Below are 22,274 nucleotides of genomic sequence, written 5' to 3'. Positions count from 1 at the left end.
GCCTGAATTGCATCTTCATCCCCCTCCCCGCACAATGAAGTCTGCCGCAGTGAAAACAAAAGGTAATCTATGAAGCAGAGCCATTTTTTCGCCCATCTCTCCCGCATGAAGTTGATTAACCGCTGGCCGCTGATGCGTAACGTGCGTACGGAAAACGTCTCCGAACATAGTCTGCAGGTGGCGATGGTCGCCCATGCGTTGGCGGCGATAAAAAACCGTAAATTTGGCGGTCAGCTCAATGCTGAACGCATCGCGCTTCTGGCGATGTATCATGATGCCTCGGAAGTACTGACCGGCGATCTGCCGACGCCGGTAAAATATTTTAATTCCCAGATAGCCCAGGAATATAAAGCGATCGAAAAAATCGCCCAGCAAAAGCTGGTTGATATGGCGCCGGATGAATTACGCGATATTTTCGCACCGCTTATTGATGAGAATGCCTGGAGCGAAGAAGAACAGGCAATCGTAAAACAGGCCGATGCGCTTTGCGCCTACCTGAAATGCCTGGAGGAGCTATCGGCGGGAAACAATGAGTTTGGACTGGCAAAAACGCGGCTGGAAAAAACGCTGGAATTACGTCGCAGCCAGGAGATGGACTATTTTATGGCGGTGTTCGTACCAAGTTTCCATCTCTCTCTTGACGAGATAAGCCAGGATTCACCGCTTTAGTTGCCGGATGGCGGCTAACGCCTTATCCGGCCTACCGTTCTTCCCGTAGGCCTGATAAGCGCAGCGCCATCAGGCCTTTTCCAGCCTGGGGTTAAAACGGAAACAACATCGGAATCATCACAATACAAACCGCCATCACAATAAGCGTGAACGGCACGCCAAGCTTCACAAAATCGCTAAAGCTATAGTTTCCCGGCCCCAGAACCAGAGTATTGACCGGCGATGAAACCGGCGTCATAAAGGCGGCGGATGCCGCCATCGCCACCGCCATCGCAAACGGATAGGGCGACACCCCCATCGATTTCGCCGCCGCCAGCGCAATCGGCGCCATCAGCACCGCCGTTGCCGTGTTAGAAATGAACAGTCCTATGACGGCACACAGCACGAACAGGCATCCCAGCATCATATACGGCCCATAGCCGCCGCCGATATTCATTAACCCTTGCACGACCAGAGAGACGCCGCCGGTTTTTTGCAACGCCTGCGCAAATGGCATCATACCCACAATCAAGATAATACTCGGCCAGTGGATCGCTTTATACGCGCTTTCAGCATCAATACAGCGAAATTTACCCATCAGCAGGCAGGCGATAATCGCCGCGATCGGGTTGGGAATTTCATCGGTCAACATCAGCGCCACCATCAGTACCAGGCAGAAAATGGCGTGCGGCGCCTGGCTGTGCGCAGGAGAGGCTTCGCTGACCTCGACCGGCATATTCAGCACCACAAAGTCGCGGCCTTTTTGCCCCAGCAGGCTGATTAACTTCCAGTTCCCCACAACCAGAATGATATCGCCCATCAATAACGGTTCATCGGCCAGCGATCCTTCCAGCGCGACGCCGTCGCGTTTCAGGCCGACCACATTCAGCCCGTAACGTGTACGGAAGGCGATTTCACGCACCGACTTGCCTATCAGTTCAGACTCCGGAATAAGCGAAATTTCCGCCATGCCAACATCCAACGCCTGATCGGAAAAATATTCTCCACGCAATACCATCGGTTCCAGCAGTTGCTCGGCGCAGAACTCTCTGAGGTCAACCTCCGCCGCCGACATATCAATCAGCAGAACGTCGCGAGCGCGAAACTCCGATACGCCGTTCACATTGACGATAACCCGCCGAAAGCGCCGCCAGCGTTCAACGCCGATGACATTGGCGCCGTAACGTTCGCGCAGTTTAAGGTCGTCCAGCCGCTGTCCCACCATCGGCGAACCGGGGCGAATCGCCAGACGCCGAGCGCGCCCCGTCAGACGGTACTCGCGGATAAGATCGCGGAAAGTGCGACGCTTACCGGCCTGTTGTCCGGGCGCATCGCCTTTTAGCATGAAGCGCATCACCAGCATATAAACAATGCCGAGCGCCAACACCACTATCCCCAGCGGCGTCACGCTAAAAAAGTTGAACCCGTGCAGGCCTTCACGCAGCAGTTCACTGTTAACCACCAGGTTCGGCGGCGTCGCCACCAGCGTCATCATTCCGCTGATAAGCCCGGCAAAACTCAGCGGCATCATCAGGCGCGAAGGCGAGGTCTGCATATGCATAGAAACGCTAAGAACAACGGGGATAAAAATCGCCACCACGCCGGTTGAACTCATGAAAGCGCCAAGTCCGGCGACGGTGATCATCAGTAAAACCAGCATTTTGATTTCACTGCTGCCCGCCATTTTAACCAGCCAGGTACCGACCACCGTCGCAACGCCGGTGCGCACGAGGCCGTCGCCAATAATAAATAAGGCGGCGATAAGAATGACATTCGGATCGCTAAAGCCGGAGAAGGCTTCCGGAAGGGTCAAGGTACCGCTAAGGACAAAAGCAACAATGACGAATAAAGCCACCGCATCCATACGTACTTTGCCCGTCGCAAACAACACGACGGCAATCGCCAGTAAAGAGAGAACCCAAATCAATTCACCGTTCACAACATATCCTTGTCAGATGAGAAGATAACGCGATTCTGCCATAAATATGCCCCGCCAAAGCGGGGCGATATCATGATCAGGTCTTTCTTAACACCACCACATCGCCGTTTGGTTGTTTAGCGACCGATAATTGCGTCAGGCTATCCAACGCAAAATCAACATCCGCCAGACGCGGCGTGTCGGCCGGCGCATTGACCGCAATGACGTGGCAGCCCGCAGCCAGCCCGGACAGCACGCCAGCCGGGGCATCTTCTACTACGACGCACTCCTGAGGGGCCAGGCCAAGCAGTTGTGCGCCCAGCAAATACGCATCCGGCTCCGGTTTGCCGCGTTTGACTCGTTCGGCGGTGACAAACACCTCTGGCGCTGGAAGGCCCGCGACCTGATGGCGCGCACGCGCGACCGGCATTGAACCGGAAGTGACGATAGCCCACGGAATGCCCGCTTTATTCAGGTGATTGAGTAAATCGACTGCCCCCGGCAACGCGGTGATCCCTGCGGTTTCAGTGGCTTCTATTTGCTCCAGGCGCGTAAACTCAGCGGCAATTTCCGCCTCCGATTTACCCGCCATAAAATGCCGCAACGAGGTGATCGCCTGTTTGCCATGAATAAAGCCCAGCACCTCATCATGAGCAAGGTTAAAACGATCGGCCCAGCTACACCACGCGCGTTCGACGGCAGGTAATGAGTCAACCAACGTTCCATCCAGATCAAACAGAAAACCTTTACACTGCACGCGAGCCTCCTCAGGCATTAATGATTTGATTGATTTCATTCGCGCTCAGGTGGTACTGACGCGGGCAGGCATGCCAGACATTCAACATCCGCTGGTATTTTTCCCACATCGGCGTCTGGGCATTAAAGCCGTGCGTCCCGGCGTCAAAGTGAGTGTAGCGTCCTTCTATATTCACCATAAAACGGACATAGCCGAGGTAACGCGCTTCCGTCGCAGCGTCAAACCCCAGGAAGGTGACGCGACGTTCGTCGATGGCTTGCGTATCTTTGAGGTTGGTCCAGGAGACGTGCAGCGCATGGTACATCTCCATAATATCGATGATGGTACGACAGGTCTCTTCCGTCAGCTCGCCAAACTCGCGATCCAGCTCGCGCATCTGCAGGCCGTAGCCGCGTTCAATAATTGTTTGTAAGCGACGGTAACGCTCGGCGTTGGTGGGATCGAGCATCGTCATCATTTTGTACTGGTTAGACAAAATCAGACGTTGCGCGTTGGTCATTTCCATTTTGAACTCCTGTATCACGCTATAGCGATGAAAAAAAGAAGGCATTGGTATGCCTTCTTTTATATGCGTAATCCGGGGTCAATTACAAATCATCCAGGAAAGTTTTATCCAGTTGTTTGAAGGCGCGCTTAAGCGTGTCAGCTAATGCCTGGTAATCCGGCTTTCCTTCTACCGGTGCCAGCGCTTGTCCAGCCTCCTGCAATTTACCGCGAACTTCGTAAAACCAGTTAAGGATTGAAGGCGGCAACGGCGTCACGGAACGTTTCCCTAACCACCATAATCCCTGCATAGGCAAGCTCAGGGCGAACAGGGCGGTCGCCACGGCCGGACCTAACTGACCGCCCAGCGCTATCTGCCAGCATAATGTAAAAACGGCGACAGGCGGCATAAATCGTATGGCATAGCGCGTCATACGAATGACGCGGTTTTCGACGAAAACGGGCGCCAGCCGTTTTTCCATCGGCCACGTCTTCGCGTAGTGCTGCCCCCGGCGAAATAAGCTAAAAAAATTTACGGAGCGATTATCCGGTGTCGACATGGCCTACCTCAACTTCACATATAAAATTTAAAAAATTTGTGCAAAACAACAACTGCGAGGGACAACGTTCAAAACATTTTGTCTTCGATACCCACTATCAGGTATCCTGTGTCGGCCTGTCAAAGGCCGGTAGTTTAAAATCATTGAGTCGTCAATATTACACATAGTATGCCATTGGCTGAAAAATACGCAAAATGGCATAGACTCAAAGGTATTTCTTCCATCATGCCCAAAAAAACTCCTGCGCATGATGTTAATCATAAATGTCAGGGCTATCATGCGCTACGCTCTATGGCTCACTGACGTTTTTTTAGCCACGTATCATAAATAGGTACTTCCATGTCGAGTAAGTTAGTACTGGTTCTGAACTGCGGTAGTTCTTCACTGAAATTTGCAATTATTGATGCAGTTAATGGTGATGAATACCTTTCTGGTTTAGCCGAATGTTTCCATCTGCCAGAAGCACGCATCAAATGGAAAATGGACGGCAGTAAACAAGAAGCGGCTTTAGGTGCAGGCGCCGCTCACAGTGAAGCGCTGAACTTTATCGTTAACACTATTCTGGCACAAAAACCAGAACTGTCTGCGCAGTTAACTGCAATTGGTCACCGTATCGTACACGGCGGCGAGAAGTATACCAGTTCCGTAGTCATTGATGAGTCCGTCATTCAGGGCATCAAAGATTCCGCCTCTTTCGCACCGCTGCATAACCCGGCTCACCTGATTGGTATCGCCGAAGCGCTGAAATCTTTCCCGCAGCTGAAAGATAAAAACGTTGCAGTATTCGACACCGCCTTCCATCAGACCATGCCGGAAGAATCTTACCTGTATGCCCTGCCGTACAGCCTGTATAAAGAACACGGCGTTCGTCGCTATGGCGCACACGGCACCAGCCACTTCTATGTAACTCAGGAAGCGGCAAAAATGCTGAACAAGCCGGTAGAAGAACTGAACATTATCACCTGCCACCTGGGCAACGGCGGTTCTGTTTCCGCTATCCGTAACGGTAAATGCGTGGATACCTCTATGGGTCTGACCCCGCTGGAAGGCCTGGTCATGGGTACCCGTTCCGGCGATATCGACCCTGCGATTATCTTCCACCTGCACGACACTCTGGGCATGAGCGTGGATCAGATCAACAAAATGCTGACCAAAGAGTCCGGTCTGCTGGGTCTGACTGAAGTGACCAGCGACTGCCGTTATGTTGAAGACAACTACGCCACCAAAGAAGACGCTAAACGTGCGATGGACGTTTACTGCCACCGCCTGGCGAAGTACATCGGTTCTTACACCGCTCTGATGGACGGTCGTCTGGATGCAGTCGTGTTCACCGGCGGTATCGGTGAAAACGCCGCGATGGTTCGCGAACTGTCTCTGGGTAAACTGGGCGTGCTGGGCTTTGAAGTCGACCACGAACGTAACCTGGCGGCCCGCTTCGGCAAATCTGGTTTCATCAACAAAGAAGGTACCCGTCCGGCGGTGGTGATCCCAACCAACGAAGAACTGGTTATCGCGCAGGACGCGAGCCGTCTGACTGCCTGATTTCACACCGCCAGCCTCGCTGGCGGTGCTGTTTTGTAACCCGTCCCCAAAAGACGGTAACGAAAGAGGATAAACCGTGTCCCGTATTATTATGCTGATCCCTACCGGAACCAGCGTCGGCCTGACCAGCGTCAGCCTCGGCGTCATCCGTGCTATGGAACGCAAAGGCGTTCGTCTGAGCGTCTTTAAGCCTATCGCCCAGCCTCGCGCTGGCGGCGATGCGCCTGACCAGACCACCACTATCGTTCGCGCGAACTCTACCCTGCCGGCGGCTGAACCGCTGAAGATGAGCCACGTTGAATCTCTGCTCTCCAGCAACCAGAAAGACGTGCTGATGGAAGAGATCATCGCGAACTACCATGCGAATACCAAAGACGCGGAAGTGGTGCTGGTTGAAGGTCTGGTTCCGACCCGTAAACATCAGTTCGCTCAGTCTCTGAACTATGAAATCGCGAAAACGCTGAATGCGGAAATCGTTTTTGTCATGTCTCAGGGGACCGACACGCCAGAACAGCTGAACGAGCGTATCGAATTGACGCGCAGCAGCTTCGGCGGCGCGAAAAACACCAACATCACCGGCGTTATCATCAACAAACTGAATGCGCCGGTTGATGAACAAGGCCGTACTCGCCCGGATCTGTCGGAGATTTTTGACGACTCTTCCAAAGCACAGGTGATCAAAATCGATCCTGCTAAACTGCAGGAATCCAGCCCGCTGCCGGTTCTGGGCGCGGTGCCGTGGAGCTTCGACCTGATTGCGACCCGCGCTATCGATATGGCGCGTCACCTGAACGCCACCATCATTAACGAAGGCGATATCAAAACCCGCCGCGTTAAATCCGTCACGTTCTGCGCGCGTAGTATTCCGCATATGCTGGAACATTTCCGCGCAGGATCGTTGTTAGTGACCTCCGCTGACCGTCCGGACGTACTGGTCGCAGCTTGCCTGGCCGCGATGAACGGCGTAGAAATCGGCGCCCTGTTGCTGACCGGCGGCTATGAAATGGACGCGCGCATTTCTAAACTGTGCGAACGCGCATTCGCCACCGGTCTGCCGGTCTTTATGGTGAACACCAACACCTGGCAGACTTCGCTGAGCCTGCAAAGCTTCAATCTGGAAGTCCCGGTTGATGACCATGAGCGCATCGAGAAAGTTCAGGAATACGTCGCGAACTACGTTAACGCTGACTGGATCGAGTCGCTGACCGCCACTTCCGAGCGTAGCCGTCGTCTCTCTCCGCCGGCGTTCCGCTACCAACTGACTGAGCTGGCGCGTAAAGCCGGTAAACGCGTAGTGCTGCCGGAAGGCGACGAACCGCGTACCGTCAAAGCGGCGGCAATCTGCGCTGAACGCGGCATCGCCACTTGCGTACTGCTGGGCAACCCGGATGAAATCAACCGCGTCGCGGCATCTCAGGGCGTTGAGCTGGGCGCAGGTATTGAAATCGTCGATCCGGAAGTGGTGCGTGAAAGCTATGTCGCTCGCCTGGTTGAGCTGCGTAAGAGCAAAGGCATGACCGAACCGGTTGCCCGCGAACAGCTGGAAGACAACGTGGTGCTCGGCACGCTGATGCTGGAGCAAGACGAAGTCGACGGTCTGGTTTCCGGCGCGGTTCATACCACCGCCAACACCATCCGTCCGCCGCTGCAGCTTATTAAAACGGCGCCGGGTAGCTCCCTGGTCTCTTCTGTGTTCTTTATGCTACTGCCGGAACAGGTTTACGTTTACGGCGACTGCGCAATCAACCCAGACCCGACTGCAGAGCAGCTGGCAGAAATCGCGATTCAGTCTGCGGATTCCGCCATTGCCTTCGGCATCGAACCGCGTGTGGCAATGCTCTCCTACTCCACCGGCACCTCTGGCGCGGGCAGCGACGTAGAGAAAGTACGTGAAGCGACGCGTCTGGCGCAGGAAAAACGTCCTGACCTGATGATCGACGGTCCGTTGCAGTACGACGCCGCGGTCATGGCTGACGTAGCGAAATCCAAAGCGCCGAACTCGCCGGTTGCGGGTCGCGCTACCGTGTTCATTTTCCCGGATCTGAACACCGGTAACACCACCTACAAAGCGGTACAGCGTTCTGCCGACCTGATCTCCATCGGGCCGATGCTGCAGGGTATGCGCAAGCCGGTGAACGACCTGTCCCGTGGCGCGCTGGTTGACGATATCGTCTACACCATCGCCCTGACGGCGATCCAGGCTTCTCAACAGCAGCAGTAACAGTAAAAGATAATGCCGGATAGCGGCGTGAACGCCTTGTCCGGCCTACAGGTGAAATACCGTTGTAGGCCGGATAAGACGCGTTAGCATCGCCATCCGGCATTCTGCTATTTACCCTGCAAAGCGGAATTTTTTGCTTAACTGCGCTGCATCAATGAATAACTATTCCCTTCTTCTCATACTTAGCCTCTTTGCTTTGCAACAGGGATAGTCTGTCATGTCTGTCGTTACAGAATCAAAAACAGCCAGAAAATGGGCAATGCCCGATACGCTGGTCATCATCTTTTTTGTCGCCATTTTAACCAGTATCGCCACCTGGGTCGTCCCCGTTGGGATGTTTGATAGCCAGGAAGTGCAGTATCAGGTCGATGGTCAGACAAAAACCCGCAAAGTCGTCGACCCGCACTCTTTTCGCATTGTGACCAATGAGGCCGGGGAAGCGCAGTATCATCGCGTACAATTTTTCACTACCGGCGATGAAAGACCAGGGCTGATGAATTTTCCGTTTGAAGGGTTAACATCCGGATCGAAATTCGGCACTGCCGTCGGCATTATTATGTTTATGTTGGTGATTGGCGGCGCATTCGGCATCGTGATGCGTACCGGCACCGTGGATAACGGCATTCTGGCGCTTATTCGCCACACGCGGGGCAACGAAGTCCTGTTTATTCCGGTGCTATTTGTCCTCTTTTCGTTAGGGGGCGCCGTATTTGGCATGGGCGAAGAGGCGGTCGCCTTTGCAATTATCATAGCCCCGCTGATGGTCAGGCTGGGCTATGACAGCATTACCACCGTCCTGGTGACCTATATCGCCACCCAAATTGGCTTTGCCAGTTCGTGGATGAACCCTTTTTGCGTAGTCGTCGCCCAGGGGATTGCCGGCGTGCCGGTACTTTCCGGCTCCGGGCTGCGTATTGTGGTCTGGATTGTCGCCACGCTGATTGGGCTGGTTTTTACGCTGGTCTACGCCTCACGCGTGAAAAAGAATCCGCTGCTTTCCCGCGTCCACGAATCCGATCGCTATTTCCGCGAACAGCAGGATGAAGTCGTCCAGCGCCCTTTCACCTTCGGTGACTGGCTGGTACTGCTGGTCCTGACCGGCGTAATGATTTGGGTCGTCTGGGGCGTGATTGTCCACGCCTGGTTTATTCCGGAGATCGCCAGCCAGTTTTTCACCATGGGCGTGGTGATCGGCCTCATTGGCGTTATCTTCCGCCTCAACGGTATGACGATCAACGTGATGGCGTCCTCATTCACCGAAGGGGCGAGGATGATGATCGCGCCCGCCTTGCTGGTGGGTTTTGCCAAAGGCATTCTGCTGCTGGTCGGCAACGGCGAAGCCGGGGAACCCAGCGTGCTCAATACGCTGCTTAACAGTATCGCGCATGGCATCAGCGGGCTTAATAATGCTATCGCCGCCTGGTTTATGCTGCTCTTCCAGGCGGTATTTAATTTCTTTGTCACGTCCGGTTCGGGTCAGGCGGCATTAACCATGCCATTACTGGCGCCGCTCGGCGATCTGGTCGGCGTTAACCGTCAGGTGACTGTTCTGGCCTTCCAGTTTGGCGATGGCTTCAGCCATATTATCTATCCGACATCGGCCTCGCTGATGGCCACACTGGGCGTGTGCCGGGTCGATTTTCGCAACTGGCTGAAAGTGGGGGCGTCGCTGCTGGGACTACTGTTTATTATGTCCAGCGTGGTCGTCATTGGCGCGCAGATGATGGGATATCATTGATCTAAAATGCCGGATGAGCATCAGCGCCATCCGGCAATATCTCCATGATTAAAGCAGTGATTTCGCGGCTTCTACAATCGCTGCGGCGGTGAGTCCGTACTCTTGTTGTAAGAAATCCTGCGTTCCTACCTGCCCATAACGCTCTTTGACGCCAACACGGCGCATCGGCACCGGGCAGTTTTCCACCAGCACTTCCGCCACCGCTGATCCCAGTCCATTATGGATGCTGTGGTTTTCACACGTGACGATACGCCGCGTTTTTTCCGCGTAGTTTTTCACCAACATGCGATCGATAGGCTTTAAGGTGAACATATCAATGACTGCGGCGCTCACGCCTTCCTGCTCCAGTTGGCGCGCCGCCTCCAGCGCCTCCGCCACCATAATGCCGTTGGCGATAAGCGTAATATCATCGCCCTCGCGCAGTACGTTGCCCTTGCCAATGGTAAAGGTAGAGCCTGGCGCATAGATACTCCGCGCCTGCTTACGGATGGTACGCAGCCAGTAAAAACCGTCCAGGTCCATTAGCTGGCGTAAAATATCCGCGAACATCACCGCATCCGTCACCTCCAGTACTACGGAGTGCGCCAGCCCGCGAACAATCCCCATATCTTCAAAAGACATATGGGTGCCGCCGTTATGGCACGCCGTCACTCCGGCATCGGAGGCGATCACTTTGACGTTGTTACGCTGATAATCCAGCGCCATAAAGAGCTGATCAAAACAGCGACGGCTGGCAAAAGCGGTAAAAGTATGCACAAACGGTTTGCGGCCGGTCAGCGCCAGCCCCGCCGCAGTGCCAATCACATTCGCCTCCATAATACCGCAGTTAATGACATGCTGCGGGTAGTCACGCGCCACGCTGTCCATCGCCATTGAGCTCATTAAATCAGCCTCAAGCGCAATAATTGGGCTTCCGGCCTCAATCTGCCCGGCGACAAAACCGGCGTAAACTTTGCGCATTTCGATATCGTCTTTAAGCCCTGCGGGCGCAAGCTTAATCATGCATGACCTCCAGTTGATGAATGGCCTCATTGAGCGTCTGCTTCATGCCATCCGTCAGGCGTAAGTGGTGAGAATTCGTTAACTGCTCCAGGCATGGCACCCCCTGCCCTTTAATGCTGTCAAGGATCACTACCCTTGGCCGGGCATCAGCGGGCGGCACTGGCTGAACCACCGCCAGTAGTCCGGCGATATCATCGCCTTTGACGGTGACGACATCGAAACCAAACGCGCGGAATTTCCCTTCCAGATCGAATGGATTGATAATCTCCTCCAGTTCGCCGTCAAGCTGCTGTTTATTCCAGTCAATGAAAACGGTCAGATTATTCAGGCGGTGGTGGGCAATAAACTGAAACGCCTCCCAGCACTGCCCTTCATTGAGCTCGCCATCGCCGACAATGCAAAATACCCGGTTGGATCGCCGCGCCAGTTTATGCGACAGCGCCATACCGCCCGCAATAGAGATGCCCTGTCCCAGTGAGCCGGTCGTGGCGTCCACGCCGCGCGTTTTTAGCCGATCCGGATGGCTGGGAAGACGGGTGCCGTTCTGGTTAAGCGTATTCAGCTCTTCGCGCGGGAAATAGCCTTTAATCGCCAGGGTACTGTACAACGCGGGGCCCGCATGGCCTTTCGACAGTACGAAGTAATCGCGCTCCGGCCAGTCCGGGTCGGCAGGGTCGATTTTCATCACCGCGCCGTACAGAACCGCCAGAGTTTCCACTACCGACATGCTGCCGCCATAGTGACCAAAGCCAAGATGGTTTAAGGATTTGAGCGTGGCGACGCGAATGTCGCGCGCCAGTTGGGTGATTTCGGTTACGTTCATTCTTTCGCTCCGCTATTTTCCTGCACTTCGGCATTCACTTTTTTGTTTTTGGCCAACACGTTGTACGCCACCAGTAGCGCGAATAGCGCCACCACCAGCCCCGTGATAGCCATCGGCGACAGATAACGCGCCAGGTTACCCAGCAAAATACCGATTACGCCAAAGTCAGCATCCGAGAACGTGGTATTGGCGAAGCCGATCGCGCCGAGAACCGGCAGTAACAGTACTGGCAGGAAAGTGATTAATAGACCATTAGCAAATGCGCCGATCATCGCCCCGCGGCGACCGCCGGTGGCATTGCCAAAGACGCCTGCGGTCGCGCCGGTAAAGAAGTGCGGCACAACGCCTGGCAGGATTAACACAAGCTTCATCTGTCCCAGCAGGAACAGCCCCACCAGCCCACCGAGAAAACTGAACAGGAAGCCAATCAGTACCGCGTTAGGGGCATAGGGATACACCACCGGGCAGTCCAGCGCCGGACGCGCGTTTGGCACCAGTTTTTCTGAAAAGCCGGTAAAGGCCGGAACAATTTCCGCCAGAATCAGACGGACGCCTTGCAGAATGATGAATACGCCGGCGGCGAAGGTGATTGCCATGATGATGGCGTACACCAGATAGTTTTGCCCGCCGCTAAACGTCGCTTCGACATACTCACGCCCTGCGCTGACTGCCATGATCAGATAGATAATCATCATGGTCAGCGAAATCGAGATAGAACTGTCGCGTAAAAAACTGAGGTTTTTCGGCAGGTTCATCTCTTCCGTGGAGCGGGAGCCTTTACCACACAGGCTGCCAATCCAGCCGGAAAGCACATATCCCAGGGTACCGAAGTGACCAAACGCAATGTCATCGGTACCGGTAATCCGCCTCATATAACGTTGGGCCAACGCCGGGAAGAAGGCCATCACCAGCCCCAGGATCAGCGATCCGGTGAAGACCAGCCCTACGCCCTCAAACCCCGCCACGGTCAGGATTACGCCAATCATACAGGCCATGTAAAAGGTGTGATGCCCGGTCAAAAAGATATATTTAAGACGCGTAAAGCGCGCCACGACAATATTGGCCACCATACCAAATGCCATAATTAACGCCGTGGACGCGCCATATTTCTCCAGCGCGATTGAAACTATCGCTTCATTATTAGGAATAATGCCTTGAATATTAAAAGCGTGTTCAAACATACCCCCTAGCGGATTTAATGAACCCACCAGTACGGTTGCGCCGCCGCCAAGCACAATAAAACCTAAAATGGTTTTAATCGTGCCTTTTACCACATCGGAAAACGCTTTTTTCTGCGCCACCAGACCAATCAGCGCAATTAATCCTACAAGCACCGAGGGCACTTTTAAAATATCAACAACAAAATTCAGCGTTTCAAGGATAAACATATCCACCTCGCCAGCAATAATTATTGTTTAGCGAACCATGCGCGCAGCTGCGTTTCCAGTTCGTTGATGTCGATGATGTTATTGATCACCACCAGTTGGCTTTCCGGTACGCTAGCGCTGGCCGCAATATCTTTGGCCATTACAAAAAGATCGGCGGCCCCGGGCGTGGCCGATGAGAGATCGGAGTGTTCCACTTCAGCGTCAATATTGAGTTTCTTTAATACTTTTTTAATGTTCATTTCTACCATAAAACTACTACCCAGGCCGGAACCGCAAATTGCCATGATTTTCATTATTGTCACCTTTTAAAAGTAGAGTTGGTCTGCATCACGCACGGGCGCAATGTTATTTACCGCAAGAAAATGGAATAAAATCAGAAACGGTCAATAATCGTTTTAATGTCCTCCAGGTTTTTTGCCTGATGTAATTTTTCCATATCTACATCACTGGAAAATAATTCCGCCAGCGCCGATATCATTTCGATATGACTGTGCTTATCAGGCGCCGCCAGCATAATAATGATGTCAACCGGATCAAATTCGTCTGCGCCAAATGAAACGCCGCGCTGTAGTTTCAGTAACGATAAACCTAACCCTTTCGCCCCCTCTTCCGGCCTCGCATGCGGCATCGCTAACCCTGGCGCTAATACATAATACGGCCCAAGCTTTTGGTGCTGCTGAACAATCGCCGTAAGGTATTCCGGTGCGATAACACCTGCGTCCAGCAGGGGTTTGCCGCAAATTTCCAGCGCCTGCGGCCACGTTTCCACGCTCTCCCGTAGCGTGATGGTTGCGTCAGATAACCAGGTTCCCAGCATGTTATTCGCCCCCACGGTGTATGAAATTATGAACAAACTTTATTCAAGCCATTCGATATTAGCTGCGATCGTTATCACAAAGATAGCGCTACCAGCGACTATTACTCAGAATTGTGATAGCGCTATCAAATTAAAATCATGGTGTGAAATCACAGCAAAAAAGCGGATTTAAGGCGTATACTGCCAGTCATGCGAAGCAAAGAACGACAATAAAAAAGCATCTCAACATGTTGTAATGACGCAGGAATTTGTATGTCGATACCCCGTAAACGGCGCAGTACCGGTAAAGTGACTATCGCCGATGTAGCCCAACTTGCCGGTGTAGGCACGATGACCGTATCACGAGCCTTACGCACGCCGGAACAGGTCTCTGATAAACTCCGGGAAAAAATCGAAGCGGCAGTGCATGAGCTGGGCTATATGCCTAATCTCGCCGCCAGCGCGCTGGCGTCTGCCTCCTCGCACACCATCGCAATGGTCGTACCGAACCTTGCGGAAGCGGGGTGTTCTGAAATGTTCGCCGGGCTGCAACAAATTTTACAGCCCGCTGGCTACCAGATTATGCTGGCGGAATCGCAGCATCGCGTGGAACAAGAGGAGAAGCTGCTCGAAACGCTGCTGGCCTCCAACATTGCCGCGGCGATTCTGCTTAGCGTCGAACATAGCACTACCGTGCGCCAGTGGCTGAAAAATGCCTCTATCCCGGTGATGGAGATGGGCGCGATTCGCAGCGATCCTATTGATATGAATATCGGTATTGATAACGTTGCGGCAATGTATGAGCTGACGGAAATGCTGATTCAGCGCGGTTATCAGAATATCGGGCTGCTATGCGCCAATCAGGAGCAGTGGATTTTTCAGCAACATCTGCACGGGTGGTACAAAGCGATGCTTCGCCACCATATGTCGCCAAACCGGGTGATTAATGCCGCCTTGCCGCCCAATTTTTCTACCGGCGCGTCGCAACTGCCGGAGTTTTTACTGGCGTGGCCGGAGCTAGACGCGCTGGTATGCGTATCGGATGAGCTGGCCTGCGGCGCGTTATACGAGTGCCAACGACGGCGGATCAAAGTTCCGGACGATTTAGCGGTGGTCGGGTTTGGCGATAGCGATGTCAGCCGGGTCTGCCAGCCGCCGTTAACCACCATGGCCGTACCGCACCGTAAGATTGGCAGTGAAGCCGGACGGGCGCTGTTGGAAAGGTTAAATCAGGGAAACTGGAGCGATCGGAAATCCATCGCCTCCAGTTTATGTATGCGGGAAAGCTGCTAAAACGCTTATTCCGTCTCTTCCGGTTTCTCCTGGAGCGCGGCTTCGTTTTTGGCGTTGCGGGTCATCCACAGCGCCAGCGCTTTGAGCGAATCTGGCGTAAACTCATCACAGCGCGCGGTGATCTCCTCCGGGGTCAGCCAACACACTTCGCTGACTTCATCTTCCTGAAGCGCGAAAGGCCCGTGGGAAACGCAGCTAAACAGCGCGCCCCAAACCCGGCAATGTTGGTCTTCAAAGTAAAACAGACCGTGTTCGGCAAACGGCACGCCTGCAATACCCAACTCTTCTTCCGCTTCGCGGCGGGCAGATTCCAGTAGCTGCTCATCAGCCTGGACCACGCCGCCTGCGGTAGCATCTAACATACCGGGCAAAAAATCTTTTGTTTCGGTACGACGCTGCACCAGAATTTTACCCATACCATCATGAACGACGATATACGTCGCACGATGCCGTAAGCGTTGCGCACGCATCTGTTCCCGGCTGGACTGTGCAATGACTTCATTGTCTTCATTCACAATATCCACCCATTCCGTACTTGCCAAACGACGCTGTTCCACCATCAGGAAACCTTCTTATTTCTGGCGCTCTTACGGCGCATTTACGTTTGTGAGGTAAATTACGAGTTAATTGCAACCTGCGCAATGATACTTTGATCATTGAGTGCGATTACGCTCAACACATTATCATCCAGAATACCGTAGCTTGCCGCATACCCGCCTTTCGGGATGCTCACTGACCCAGGATTAAAGTGATACAGTCCTTCCTGCTGTTGCGCCACCGGCAGATGCGTATGACCATAAACCAACACATCGCCAGTATGCAGAGCGGGCAGATTCGTCGGCCCGAAGAGGTGCCCATGCGTTAAAAATAGCCGCCTCTCTTGCGTCAATATTTGCTGCCACGGCGCAGTTATCGGGAAATGCAGCAGCATCTGATCCACTTCGCTATCGCAGTTGCCGCGCACGGCAATGATTTGCGTCGCCACCGCGTTCAGGCGTTCGGCGACCTGGGCGGGCGCATAGCCTTCAGGCAGCGCATTTCGCGGCCCGTGGTTAAGGACATCGCCTAATATCACCAGCCAACGCGCGCCGCTTTGCGCGAACCGCTCAAGCACGCGTTCCGTGGCGGGTAAAGAACCATGAATGTCCGATGCGAACATCAGTTTCATCGCTCACTCCTCGTTGTGAAAAACGGCGTTATGATACTGGAATATGAATAGATTTTCAGCCTGAACGCTTCGAGGAAAGCGCAATAAAACGCTGTACGGAAGCACGCTGCCACTGGAATGTCGCATACGCCGCCAGCGACGCCGGCACGTCATCGCCATGCAGCGCCAGACGATTGATCATCAATGCCAGATCGGTATCGGCAATGCACCATTCACCAAATAAATTTTGCGTCCCCTGCCCCAATAGCGCTTCAGCCGTCGCAAACAGTTTTGCCGCGCTGGCTTTTCCAGCCTCGCTTAGCGGCGCTTTTTTCGCCCCGGCAAACACCACGTCGGTAGGCCGTTCTTCGCGAAGCGGCAGTAAATCGCTGCGTAGCCACGCCTGAATCTGTCGCGCGCGGGCGCGTTTTTGTAAATCGTGCGGGTAGATACGCTCCCACTGCGGCGGTGCGAAACGCTCCTCCAGGTATTCCGCAATAGCGGACGACTCGCTCAGCTCAAAATTGTCGGCCTCAAGCACCGGTACGCGCTGCGTCAGCGCATATCCCCGCCAGCCAGGTTGCAGATGTTCTCCCTGGTCCAGATCGCGGGTTTTCAGAGTAAAGGAAAGCCCTTTTTCTTGTAATGCCACCCAGGCGGACAAGACGTAGGGAGAGAAAAAGTTCGCATCCGACCACAGCACAATAACAGGCTTACTCATAATGTCCTCTTGAGGGCGTATTAAGTTTCTTCCCAAAATATAGCGTCTTTCGCCTGCTGTCACCTGATGAAAACTCACACACATCAGGAGGCTTTCTATACTTAATTCAGCCCAGACTCTTTACGCACATGCAGGAGCCAAAATGATTGACCTTTACTACGCCCCCACGCCCAACGGGCATAAAATAACGCTGTTTCTGGAAGAGGCGGAGCTGGCGTATCGTTTGCTAAAAATAGATATCAGCAAGGGCAATCAGTTTCGCCCTGATTTTTTGGCTATCTCTCCCAATAATAAAATTCCTGCCATCGTCGATCACGCCCCGGCAGACGGCGGTCAACCGCTTAGTCTTTTTGAATCCGGCGAAATTCTTCTCTACCTGGCGGAAAAAAGCGGCAAACTGCTTAGCGGGGAGCTGCGTGAACGCCATACCACGCTGCAATGGCTGTTCTGGCAGGTCGGCGGGTTAGGGCCGATGCTGGGCCAGAATCACCACTTTAACCACTTTGCGCCGCAGGCCATCCCCTATGCGATTGAACGCTATCAGGTTGAAACGCAACGCTTATACAACGTCCTGAATAAACGCCTGGAAACCTCCCCGTGGCTGGGCGGCGACCACTACAGTATTGCGGATATCGCCAGTTGGCCGTGGGTTAACGCACATCAGCGTCAGCGAATCGATCTTGATACCTACCCGGCGGTGTATAACTGGTTTGAACGCATTCGCACGCGTCCTGCGACAGCGCGCGCACTGTTACAAGCGCAACTGCACTGTAACAGTACGAAAGCGTAACGCGGTAGCATACATCATGTATGATGTAGAGGTGTATACACGGAAAAAACCTGCGTCCGGCACCCTTATTCGTATTAAAAAACTGACATTAGGGAAGAGGAAATCCTCCCTACTCTGGAGGTCATATGCAGATTCTGATTACCGGCGGTACGGGCCTGATAGGTCGTCATCTCATTCCCCGGCTGTTAACACTGGGGCACCAGGTGACGGTCGTTACGCGCAATCCCGATAACGCGCGTCAGATTCTCGATTCCAGAGTGACATTATGGAAAGGGCTGGCGGAACGTGAGCACCTCAATGAGATTGATGCCATCATCAATCTGGCGGGCGAACCGATTGCCGACAAGCGCTGGACGTTGCAACAAAAAGAACGGTTGTGCCAAAGCCGCTGGGCTATCACGCAAAAGTTGGTGGATTTAATTCATGCCAGCGCTACGCCGCCCTCGGTGTTGATATCCGGCTCCGCCACGGGCTATTACGGCGATCTGGGCGACGTTGTCGTCACTGAAGATGAGCCGCCGCACAACGAATTTACGCATAAACTTTGCGCCCGCTGGGAACAGATTGCCTGTCGTGCGCAGAGCGATCAGACCCGCGTCTGCCTGCTGCGTACCGGCGTTGTCCTGGCGCCGCAAGGCGGGATTCTGGGGAAAATGGTTCCGCCGTTTCGCCTCGGACTCGGCGGTCCGGTGGGTAATGGTCGGCAATATCTGGCCTGGATTCACATCGACGATATGGTCAACGGTATTCTGTGGCTGCTGGATAACGATCTTCGCGGTCCCTTCAATATGGTCTCGCCGTATCCCGTCCATAATGAGCATTTTGCTCATGCGCTGGGTCGCGCGCTGCGTCGTCCGGCGATTATTCGCATTCCGGCGACGGCAATTCGCTTATTGATGGGAGAGTCGTCAGTGCTGGTGCTGGGCGGACAGCGGGCGCTGCCAAAACGGCTTGAAGCCGCCGGATTCGCATTTCGCTGGTATGATTTAGAAGAGGCGCTGGCGGATGTGATTCGCTAGTTCCCAAAGCGCCGTATCCTGCCCGGTAAGCGATGCGCCGCCGGGCTTCTTTTATTTCAGCGAGCCTTTCAGGAATTGCTGTAAACGCGGGCTTTGCGGATTGCCGAACACCTGCTCCGGATCGCCCTCTTCTTCAATTTTCCCCTGATGCAGAAAAATAACGTGCGAAGAGACATGGCGAGCGAAGCCCATTTCATGCGTGACCACCACCATCGTTTTGCCTTCTTCCGCCAGTTGTTGCATGATGCGCAACACTTCGCCGACCAGTTCAGGATCGAGCGCCGAAGTGGGTTCATCGAACAGTAAAACGTCAGGTTCCATCGCCAGCGCGCGCGCAATAGAAACGCGCTGCTGTTGGCCGCCGGAGAGATGGACGGGATATTTGCCCTGAGCGCGCTCATCAATCCCCACCTTCGCCAGATATTTCAACGCCCGCTCGCGCGCGTCGTGCTTGCTTAATCCCAGTACCTGAATCGGCGCTTCCATCACATTTTCCAGCACCGTCATGTGGCTCCAGAGGTTAAAGTGCTGAAACACCATCGTCAGGCGGGTACGCAACAAGCGTAGCTGATTTTTATCCGCCACTTTGAGCTGCCCGTCTTTGTCGCGCACCAGATTAATGTTCTGACCGTTCACGATAATCGCGCCTTCGCTCGGTTTTTCGAGGAAGTTAATACAGCGCAAAAAAGTGCTTTTACCGGAGCCGGACGAGCCGATGATGCTAATCACATCTCCGGCGCGGGCCTGCAGCGATACCCCTTTCAGCACTTCATGACCGCCGTAGCGTTTGTGCAAATCGATAACGTGTAATTTATTTTCTGACATCATGTTACTCGAATTATTTAGAGGACACGTGCTGCAACCAGCGTCTTTCCGCCCGACGGAACAGGCTTATCAGGACATACGAAATGAGTAAATACAACACGGCGGCAATGCCAAACGCGGTAAACGGCTGGTAAGTCGCTGAGTTAATATCGCGGGCGATTTTCAACAAATCCGGCACCGTCGCGGTAAACGCCAGCGCCGTAGAGTGCAGCATTAAAATCACTTCGTTGCTGTAGGCAGGCAAGGCGATGCGTAATGCCGACGGCAAAATAATGCAGCGATACATTTTAAATGACGAGAAGCCATAGGCCCGTGCCGCTTCAATTTCACCGTGCGGCACCGAGCGAATCGCCCCGGCGAAAATTTCCGTGGTGTACGCGCAGGTATTCAGCGTCAGCGCCAGTACGGTACAGTTCAGTCCGCTGCGGAAAAACGCGTTAAGAAGATCGGTGCCTTTGACTATCTCCAGCGTATACATCCCCGAATAGAACACCAGTAGCTGTACGTACAGCGGCGTGCCGCGAAAAATATACGTAAACAGCCAGATGGGAAAACGGATGAATTTATTACTGGAAACGCGACCTACCGCCAGAACCACCGCCAGAAGACCGCCCATCACCACCGATGAAATTAACAACCACAGCGTAATCGCCACGCCGGTAAAACGATAGCCATCCGTCCACAGCAGGGATTTCCAGTACTCCTGAATGATCTCAATCACAAATCGGCCCTCTTCACGCCCACGGAATAGCGACGCTCAAGTAAGAGCAGCACACCATTGGAAACGGTGGTAAATACCAGGTAGATAAGTCCACAGACCACGGCAAAATAGAAAGGCTCCCAGGTGCTTTTACCGGCAAGCTGCGTGGCTTTGACGACATCTTCCAGGCCCAGCAGCGACACCAGCGCCGTCGCTTTGAGTATCACCTGCCAGTTATTGCCGATCCCCGGCAGGGCGTAACGCATCATCGCCGGGAACATAATCCGCCGGAAGGTTTGCCCGTGGGTAAAACCAAAAGCCGTCGCCGCCTCGATATGGCCTTTCGGCACCGCCATAAACGCGCCGCGAAAGGTTTCGGTAAAATAGGCGCCGTAGATGAAACCAAGGGTGATAATACCGGCCACCATCGGATCAATATCTATCTGGTCGATACCCAGCGAATCGGTCACCACGTTAAGCGCGATTTGCAATCCGTAAAATATCAGCAGCATTAAGACCAGATCCGGCACCCCGCGAATCAGGGTGGTGTACCCTTCAAAAATAAGCCCCGTTACCCGGTTTTGCGAAAGCTTCGCCCCCGCGCCGACGAGACCAATAAGCACGGCCAGCACAACGGAACTGAGCGCCAGTTCCAGCGTGACGATCGCGCCCTGTAAAATTACGCCTGAAAACCCGTACAACATTCAGCCTGTCCTGTTGTGTGTGGTGAAGTAAGAAGCCTCTTTTGCATTTTTGCCTCACATCACGCCGGATGGCGGCTGTGCCTTGCCCGGCCTACGATGCTCCCCGTAGGCCTGACACGCACAGCGCCATCAGGCAATGCAGACAGTCAACATTCTTTGGGCTTTATCTGCACCGACGGTGATTAACCGCCATAAACATCAAAATCAAAGTACTTTTTCGCCAGCTTTTCGTAAGTACCGTCAGCACGCATTTCAGCAAAGGCTTTGTTCAGCGCTTCGCGCAGCTCGTTATCCTCTTTGCGCAGCCCCATACCGGTTCCTACGCCGAATAACTTCTCATCTTTCACCGCCGGGCCGCCGAATTTATAGTCTTTTCCGACAGGCTGTTTAAGGAAACCTTCGCTGGCCGCGACCTCATCCTGGAACGCCGCATCAATACGGCCAGCCGTCAGATCGGAATAAATGTTGTCCTGCCCCTGGTAAGAGACGATCTCAATCCCTTTCGGCGCCCAGTGCTCATTGCCGAAGGTCTCCTGCGTCGTCCCCTGTAGCACGCCGACGCGCTTGCCTTTCAGCGACGCGACGGTCGGCTGAATATCAGAGTTCTTCGCCACCACCAGACGGGAATCAGCGGCGTAAAGCTTGTCGGTAAACGCGATTTCCTGCTGGCGCTTTTCAGTGATGGACAGCGAGGACATGATGGCATCAATTTTCTTCGCTTTTAAAGACGGAATCAGCGCATCCAGCGGGTTTTCCACGAACGTACACTGTGTGTTGATACGTTTGCACAGCTCTTTGGCCAGATCGATATCAAAGCCGACCAATTCACCTTGTGCATTTTTGGATTCAAACGGCGCGTATGTAGGATCGGTACCGATACGAATCTTTTGTGGAATAGCGGCAAATGCTGCGGTAGCGCTGGAAAATGCCAGCACCAGAGAAAGGGATAACGCCAGTTTTTTCATAACTATCCTCAACAGACTGTCTTTCCAGGAGATCTTTACAGATCCGATGCGACTATCGTGCCATTAATCAGGCCGACAAGGCAAAGCATTCTACCTTGTCAGCCGGTTTATTTTGCATAAAAATCGATTAAGTATGCATTTATGCGCCTGTTCCGCAACGGCTTATGCACCAATAAATATCCTCCGGCATAGCCGGAGGTTTTTCAGATGCGCCTGTAAGGCTCTCTTACCAGC

Annotated in this window: 23 protein-coding genes; 7 read left to right on the top strand and 16 right to left on the bottom strand. The window is 53.7% G+C overall.

Translation table 11 applies throughout. From position 1 onward, the window contains the following. The first annotated feature begins 69 nt into the window (after positions 1 to 69). A complete protein-coding gene (yfbR, locus tag ACLD3P_RS18240) occupies positions 70 to 669 on the top strand; it encodes a 5'-deoxynucleotidase (protein WP_000813882.1) in 600 nt (199 codons plus the stop codon). A gap of 91 nt (positions 670 to 760) precedes the next feature. On the opposite strand, the gene ACLD3P_RS18235 is transcribed toward yfbR, so the two are convergent. The 4 genes from ACLD3P_RS18235 to yfbV form a co-directional block, all read right to left on the bottom strand. Next, a complete protein-coding gene (locus tag ACLD3P_RS18235; RefSeq protein ID WP_001012857.1) occupies positions 761 to 2,587 on the bottom strand; it encodes an SLC13 family permease in 1,827 nt (608 codons plus the stop codon). 76 nt (positions 2,588 to 2,663) lie between these two features. Next, positions 2,664 to 3,341, bottom strand: coding sequence for a sugar phosphatase (locus ACLD3P_RS18230; protein WP_001555201.1), 678 nt, complete (start codon positions 3,339 to 3,341; stop codon positions 2,664 to 2,666). Then, complete coding sequence (locus ACLD3P_RS18225; RefSeq protein WP_000426135.1) at positions 3,334 to 3,828, bottom strand: YfbU family protein; 495 nt, start codon at positions 3,826 to 3,828, stop codon at positions 3,334 to 3,336. Before ACLD3P_RS18225 ends, ACLD3P_RS18230 begins: the two co-directional genes overlap by 8 nt. Positions 3,829 to 3,910: 82 nt before the next feature. Next, positions 3,911 to 4,366, bottom strand: coding sequence for a terminus macrodomain insulation protein YfbV (gene yfbV / locus ACLD3P_RS18220; protein WP_000106617.1), 456 nt, complete (start codon positions 4,364 to 4,366; stop codon positions 3,911 to 3,913). Positions 4,367 to 4,705: 339 nt separating this feature from the next. Here yfbV and ackA point away from each other — a divergent pair, with 339 nt between their 5' ends. The 3 genes from ackA (at position 4,706) to yfcC (ending at position 9,867) form a co-directional block, all read left to right on the top strand. Continuing rightward, positions 4,706 to 5,908, top strand: coding sequence for an acetate kinase (gene ackA, locus ACLD3P_RS18215; protein WP_000095689.1), 1,203 nt, complete (start codon positions 4,706 to 4,708; stop codon positions 5,906 to 5,908). Between the two features lie 76 nt (positions 5,909 to 5,984). Then, a complete protein-coding gene (gene pta, locus ACLD3P_RS18210; RefSeq protein WP_000086690.1) occupies positions 5,985 to 8,129 on the top strand; it encodes a phosphate acetyltransferase in 2,145 nt (714 codons plus the stop codon). Between the two features lie 217 nt (positions 8,130 to 8,346). Further along, positions 8,347 to 9,867, top strand: coding sequence for a putative basic amino acid antiporter YfcC (gene yfcC / locus ACLD3P_RS18205; protein ID WP_000117931.1), 1,521 nt, complete (start codon positions 8,347 to 8,349; stop codon positions 9,865 to 9,867). A 48-nt stretch (positions 9,868 to 9,915) separates the two neighbouring features. Here yfcC and ACLD3P_RS18200 read toward each other — a convergent pair whose 3' ends face one another. From ACLD3P_RS18200 to ACLD3P_RS18180, 5 genes are all read right to left on the bottom strand, one after another. Then, the gene (locus ACLD3P_RS18200; protein ID WP_000593025.1) at positions 9,916 to 10,869 is read right to left on the bottom strand and encodes a transketolase family protein; all 954 of its coding nucleotides are present in this window, start codon (positions 10,867 to 10,869) and stop codon (positions 9,916 to 9,918) included. Beyond that, the gene (locus tag ACLD3P_RS18195; protein WP_001103272.1) at positions 10,862 to 11,692 is read right to left on the bottom strand and encodes a transketolase; all 831 of its coding nucleotides are present in this window, start codon (positions 11,690 to 11,692) and stop codon (positions 10,862 to 10,864) included. The genes ACLD3P_RS18200 and ACLD3P_RS18195 overlap by 8 nt, the downstream gene beginning before the upstream one ends. Then, positions 11,689 to 13,080 carry a PTS ascorbate transporter subunit IIC gene (locus ACLD3P_RS18190; RefSeq protein WP_001542443.1) on the bottom strand — a complete coding sequence of 464 codons (1,392 nt, stop codon included), beginning with the start codon at positions 13,078 to 13,080 and terminating at the stop codon, positions 11,689 to 11,691. The genes ACLD3P_RS18195 and ACLD3P_RS18190 overlap by 4 nt, the downstream gene beginning before the upstream one ends. 20 nt (positions 13,081 to 13,100) lie before the next feature. Then, complete coding sequence (locus tag ACLD3P_RS18185; RefSeq protein ID WP_000699818.1) at positions 13,101 to 13,373, bottom strand: PTS sugar transporter subunit IIB; 273 nt, start codon at positions 13,371 to 13,373, stop codon at positions 13,101 to 13,103. A gap of 80 nt (positions 13,374 to 13,453) precedes the next feature. Next, positions 13,454 to 13,897 (bottom strand): PTS sugar transporter subunit IIA, encoded by a 444-nt coding sequence (locus ACLD3P_RS18180; RefSeq protein ID WP_076935016.1) that lies wholly within the window; start codon positions 13,895 to 13,897, stop codon positions 13,454 to 13,456. 252 nt (positions 13,898 to 14,149) lie between these two features. Between ACLD3P_RS18180 and ACLD3P_RS18175 the strand changes: the two genes are divergently transcribed. Further along, positions 14,150 to 15,169, top strand: coding sequence for a LacI family DNA-binding transcriptional regulator (locus ACLD3P_RS18175; RefSeq protein ID WP_000026949.1), 1,020 nt, complete (start codon positions 14,150 to 14,152; stop codon positions 15,167 to 15,169). A 5-nt stretch (positions 15,170 to 15,174) separates the two neighbouring features. Here the strand turns inward: ACLD3P_RS18175 and yfcD are convergent, their stop codons facing one another. The 3 genes from yfcD to yfcF are packed head-to-tail and all read right to left on the bottom strand — an operon-like array spanning position 15,175 to position 17,037. Continuing rightward, on the bottom strand, positions 15,175 to 15,729 hold the full coding sequence (yfcD, locus tag ACLD3P_RS18170; RefSeq protein ID WP_000230215.1) for an NUDIX hydrolase YfcD: 555 nt from the start codon (positions 15,727 to 15,729) through the stop codon (positions 15,175 to 15,177). A 56-nt stretch (positions 15,730 to 15,785) separates the two neighbouring features. Continuing rightward, on the bottom strand, positions 15,786 to 16,337 hold the full coding sequence (yfcE, locus tag ACLD3P_RS18165) for a phosphodiesterase (RefSeq protein ID WP_000772458.1): 552 nt from the start codon (positions 16,335 to 16,337) through the stop codon (positions 15,786 to 15,788). 55 nt (positions 16,338 to 16,392) lie between these two features. Further along, positions 16,393 to 17,037 (bottom strand): glutathione transferase, encoded by a 645-nt coding sequence (gene yfcF, locus ACLD3P_RS18160; RefSeq protein WP_000043010.1) that lies wholly within the window; start codon positions 17,035 to 17,037, stop codon positions 16,393 to 16,395. A gap of 142 nt (positions 17,038 to 17,179) precedes the next feature. Here yfcF and yfcG point away from each other — a divergent pair, with 142 nt between their 5' ends. Together yfcG and ACLD3P_RS18150 are read left to right on the top strand one after the other, a co-directional pair. Next, entirely contained in the window at positions 17,180 to 17,827 is a 648-nt protein-coding gene (gene yfcG, locus ACLD3P_RS18155) for a GSH-dependent disulfide bond oxidoreductase (RefSeq protein ID WP_079947891.1), read from the top strand. Positions 17,828 to 17,952: 125 nt separating this feature from the next. Next, the gene (locus ACLD3P_RS18150; RefSeq protein ID WP_411006554.1) at positions 17,953 to 18,846 is read left to right on the top strand and encodes a TIGR01777 family oxidoreductase; all 894 of its coding nucleotides are present in this window, start codon (positions 17,953 to 17,955) and stop codon (positions 18,844 to 18,846) included. A 51-nt stretch (positions 18,847 to 18,897) separates the two neighbouring features. Here ACLD3P_RS18150 and hisP read toward each other — a convergent pair whose 3' ends face one another. The 4 genes from hisP to hisJ form a co-directional block, all read right to left on the bottom strand. After that, positions 18,898 to 19,671, bottom strand: coding sequence for a histidine ABC transporter ATP-binding protein HisP (gene hisP / locus ACLD3P_RS18145; protein WP_001293591.1), 774 nt, complete (start codon positions 19,669 to 19,671; stop codon positions 18,898 to 18,900). A gap of 13 nt (positions 19,672 to 19,684) precedes the next feature. Next, positions 19,685 to 20,392 (bottom strand): histidine ABC transporter permease HisM, encoded by a 708-nt coding sequence (gene hisM, locus ACLD3P_RS18140; RefSeq protein WP_023219864.1) that lies wholly within the window; start codon positions 20,390 to 20,392, stop codon positions 19,685 to 19,687. After that, on the bottom strand, positions 20,389 to 21,075 hold the full coding sequence (locus tag ACLD3P_RS18135; protein ID WP_000965498.1) for a histidine ABC transporter permease HisQ: 687 nt from the start codon (positions 21,073 to 21,075) through the stop codon (positions 20,389 to 20,391). Before ACLD3P_RS18135 ends, hisM begins: the two co-directional genes overlap by 4 nt. Before the next feature lie 182 nt (positions 21,076 to 21,257). Further along, positions 21,258 to 22,040, bottom strand: coding sequence for a histidine ABC transporter substrate-binding protein HisJ (gene hisJ / locus ACLD3P_RS18130; protein ID WP_000731868.1), 783 nt, complete (start codon positions 22,038 to 22,040; stop codon positions 21,258 to 21,260). Between the last annotated feature and the right edge of the window lie 234 nt (positions 22,041 to 22,274).

It is taken from the genome of Salmonella sp. 741265073_HBA (genome assembly GCF_046569105.1).
GTDB lineage: Bacteria > Pseudomonadota > Gammaproteobacteria > Enterobacterales > Enterobacteriaceae > Salmonella > Salmonella enterica.
The sequence above is the reverse complement of the archived record's forward strand: the minus strand, read 5'-3'. Positions and strand labels throughout refer to the sequence as shown.

Coding starts and splice junctions, on each gene's coding strand:
- ACLD3P_RS18180 (WP_076935016.1), bottom strand. CDS start 13,897: ATGCTGGGAACCTGGTTATCTGACGCAACCATCACGCTACGGGAGAGC.
- ACLD3P_RS18200 (WP_000593025.1), bottom strand. CDS start 10,869: ATGATTAAGCTTGCGCCCGCAGGGCTTAAAGACGATATCGAAATGCGC.
- ACLD3P_RS18185 (WP_000699818.1), bottom strand. CDS start 13,373: ATGAAAATCATGGCAATTTGCGGTTCCGGCCTGGGTAGTAGTTTTATG.
- yfbR (WP_000813882.1), top strand. CDS start 70: ATGAAGCAGAGCCATTTTTTCGCCCATCTCTCCCGCATGAAGTTGATT.
- ACLD3P_RS18225 (WP_000426135.1), bottom strand. CDS start 3,828: ATGGAAATGACCAACGCGCAACGTCTGATTTTGTCTAACCAGTACAAA.
- yfbV (WP_000106617.1), bottom strand. CDS start 4,366: ATGTCGACACCGGATAATCGCTCCGTAAATTTTTTTAGCTTATTTCGC.
- hisJ (WP_000731868.1), bottom strand. CDS start 22,040: ATGAAAAAACTGGCGTTATCCCTTTCTCTGGTGCTGGCATTTTCCAGC.
- ACLD3P_RS18135 (WP_000965498.1), bottom strand. CDS start 21,075: ATGTTGTACGGGTTTTCAGGCGTAATTTTACAGGGCGCGATCGTCACG.
- yfcE (WP_000772458.1), bottom strand. CDS start 16,337: ATGAAACTGATGTTCGCATCGGACATTCATGGTTCTTTACCCGCCACG.
- ACLD3P_RS18150 (WP_411006554.1), top strand. CDS start 17,953: ATGCAGATTCTGATTACCGGCGGTACGGGCCTGATAGGTCGTCATCTC.
- yfcD (WP_000230215.1), bottom strand. CDS start 15,729: ATGGTGGAACAGCGTCGTTTGGCAAGTACGGAATGGGTGGATATTGTG.
- ACLD3P_RS18195 (WP_001103272.1), bottom strand. CDS start 11,692: ATGAACGTAACCGAAATCACCCAACTGGCGCGCGACATTCGCGTCGCC.
- ACLD3P_RS18175 (WP_000026949.1), top strand. CDS start 14,150: ATGTCGATACCCCGTAAACGGCGCAGTACCGGTAAAGTGACTATCGCC.
- ackA (WP_000095689.1), top strand. CDS start 4,706: ATGTCGAGTAAGTTAGTACTGGTTCTGAACTGCGGTAGTTCTTCACTG.
- yfcC (WP_000117931.1), top strand. CDS start 8,347: ATGTCTGTCGTTACAGAATCAAAAACAGCCAGAAAATGGGCAATGCCC.
- yfcG (WP_079947891.1), top strand. CDS start 17,180: ATGATTGACCTTTACTACGCCCCCACGCCCAACGGGCATAAAATAACG.
- ACLD3P_RS18230 (WP_001555201.1), bottom strand. CDS start 3,341: ATGCCTGAGGAGGCTCGCGTGCAGTGTAAAGGTTTTCTGTTTGATCTG.
- yfcF (WP_000043010.1), bottom strand. CDS start 17,037: ATGAGTAAGCCTGTTATTGTGCTGTGGTCGGATGCGAACTTTTTCTCT.
- hisP (WP_001293591.1), bottom strand. CDS start 19,671: ATGTCAGAAAATAAATTACACGTTATCGATTTGCACAAACGCTACGGC.
- ACLD3P_RS18190 (WP_001542443.1), bottom strand. CDS start 13,080: ATGTTTATCCTTGAAACGCTGAATTTTGTTGTTGATATTTTAAAAGTG.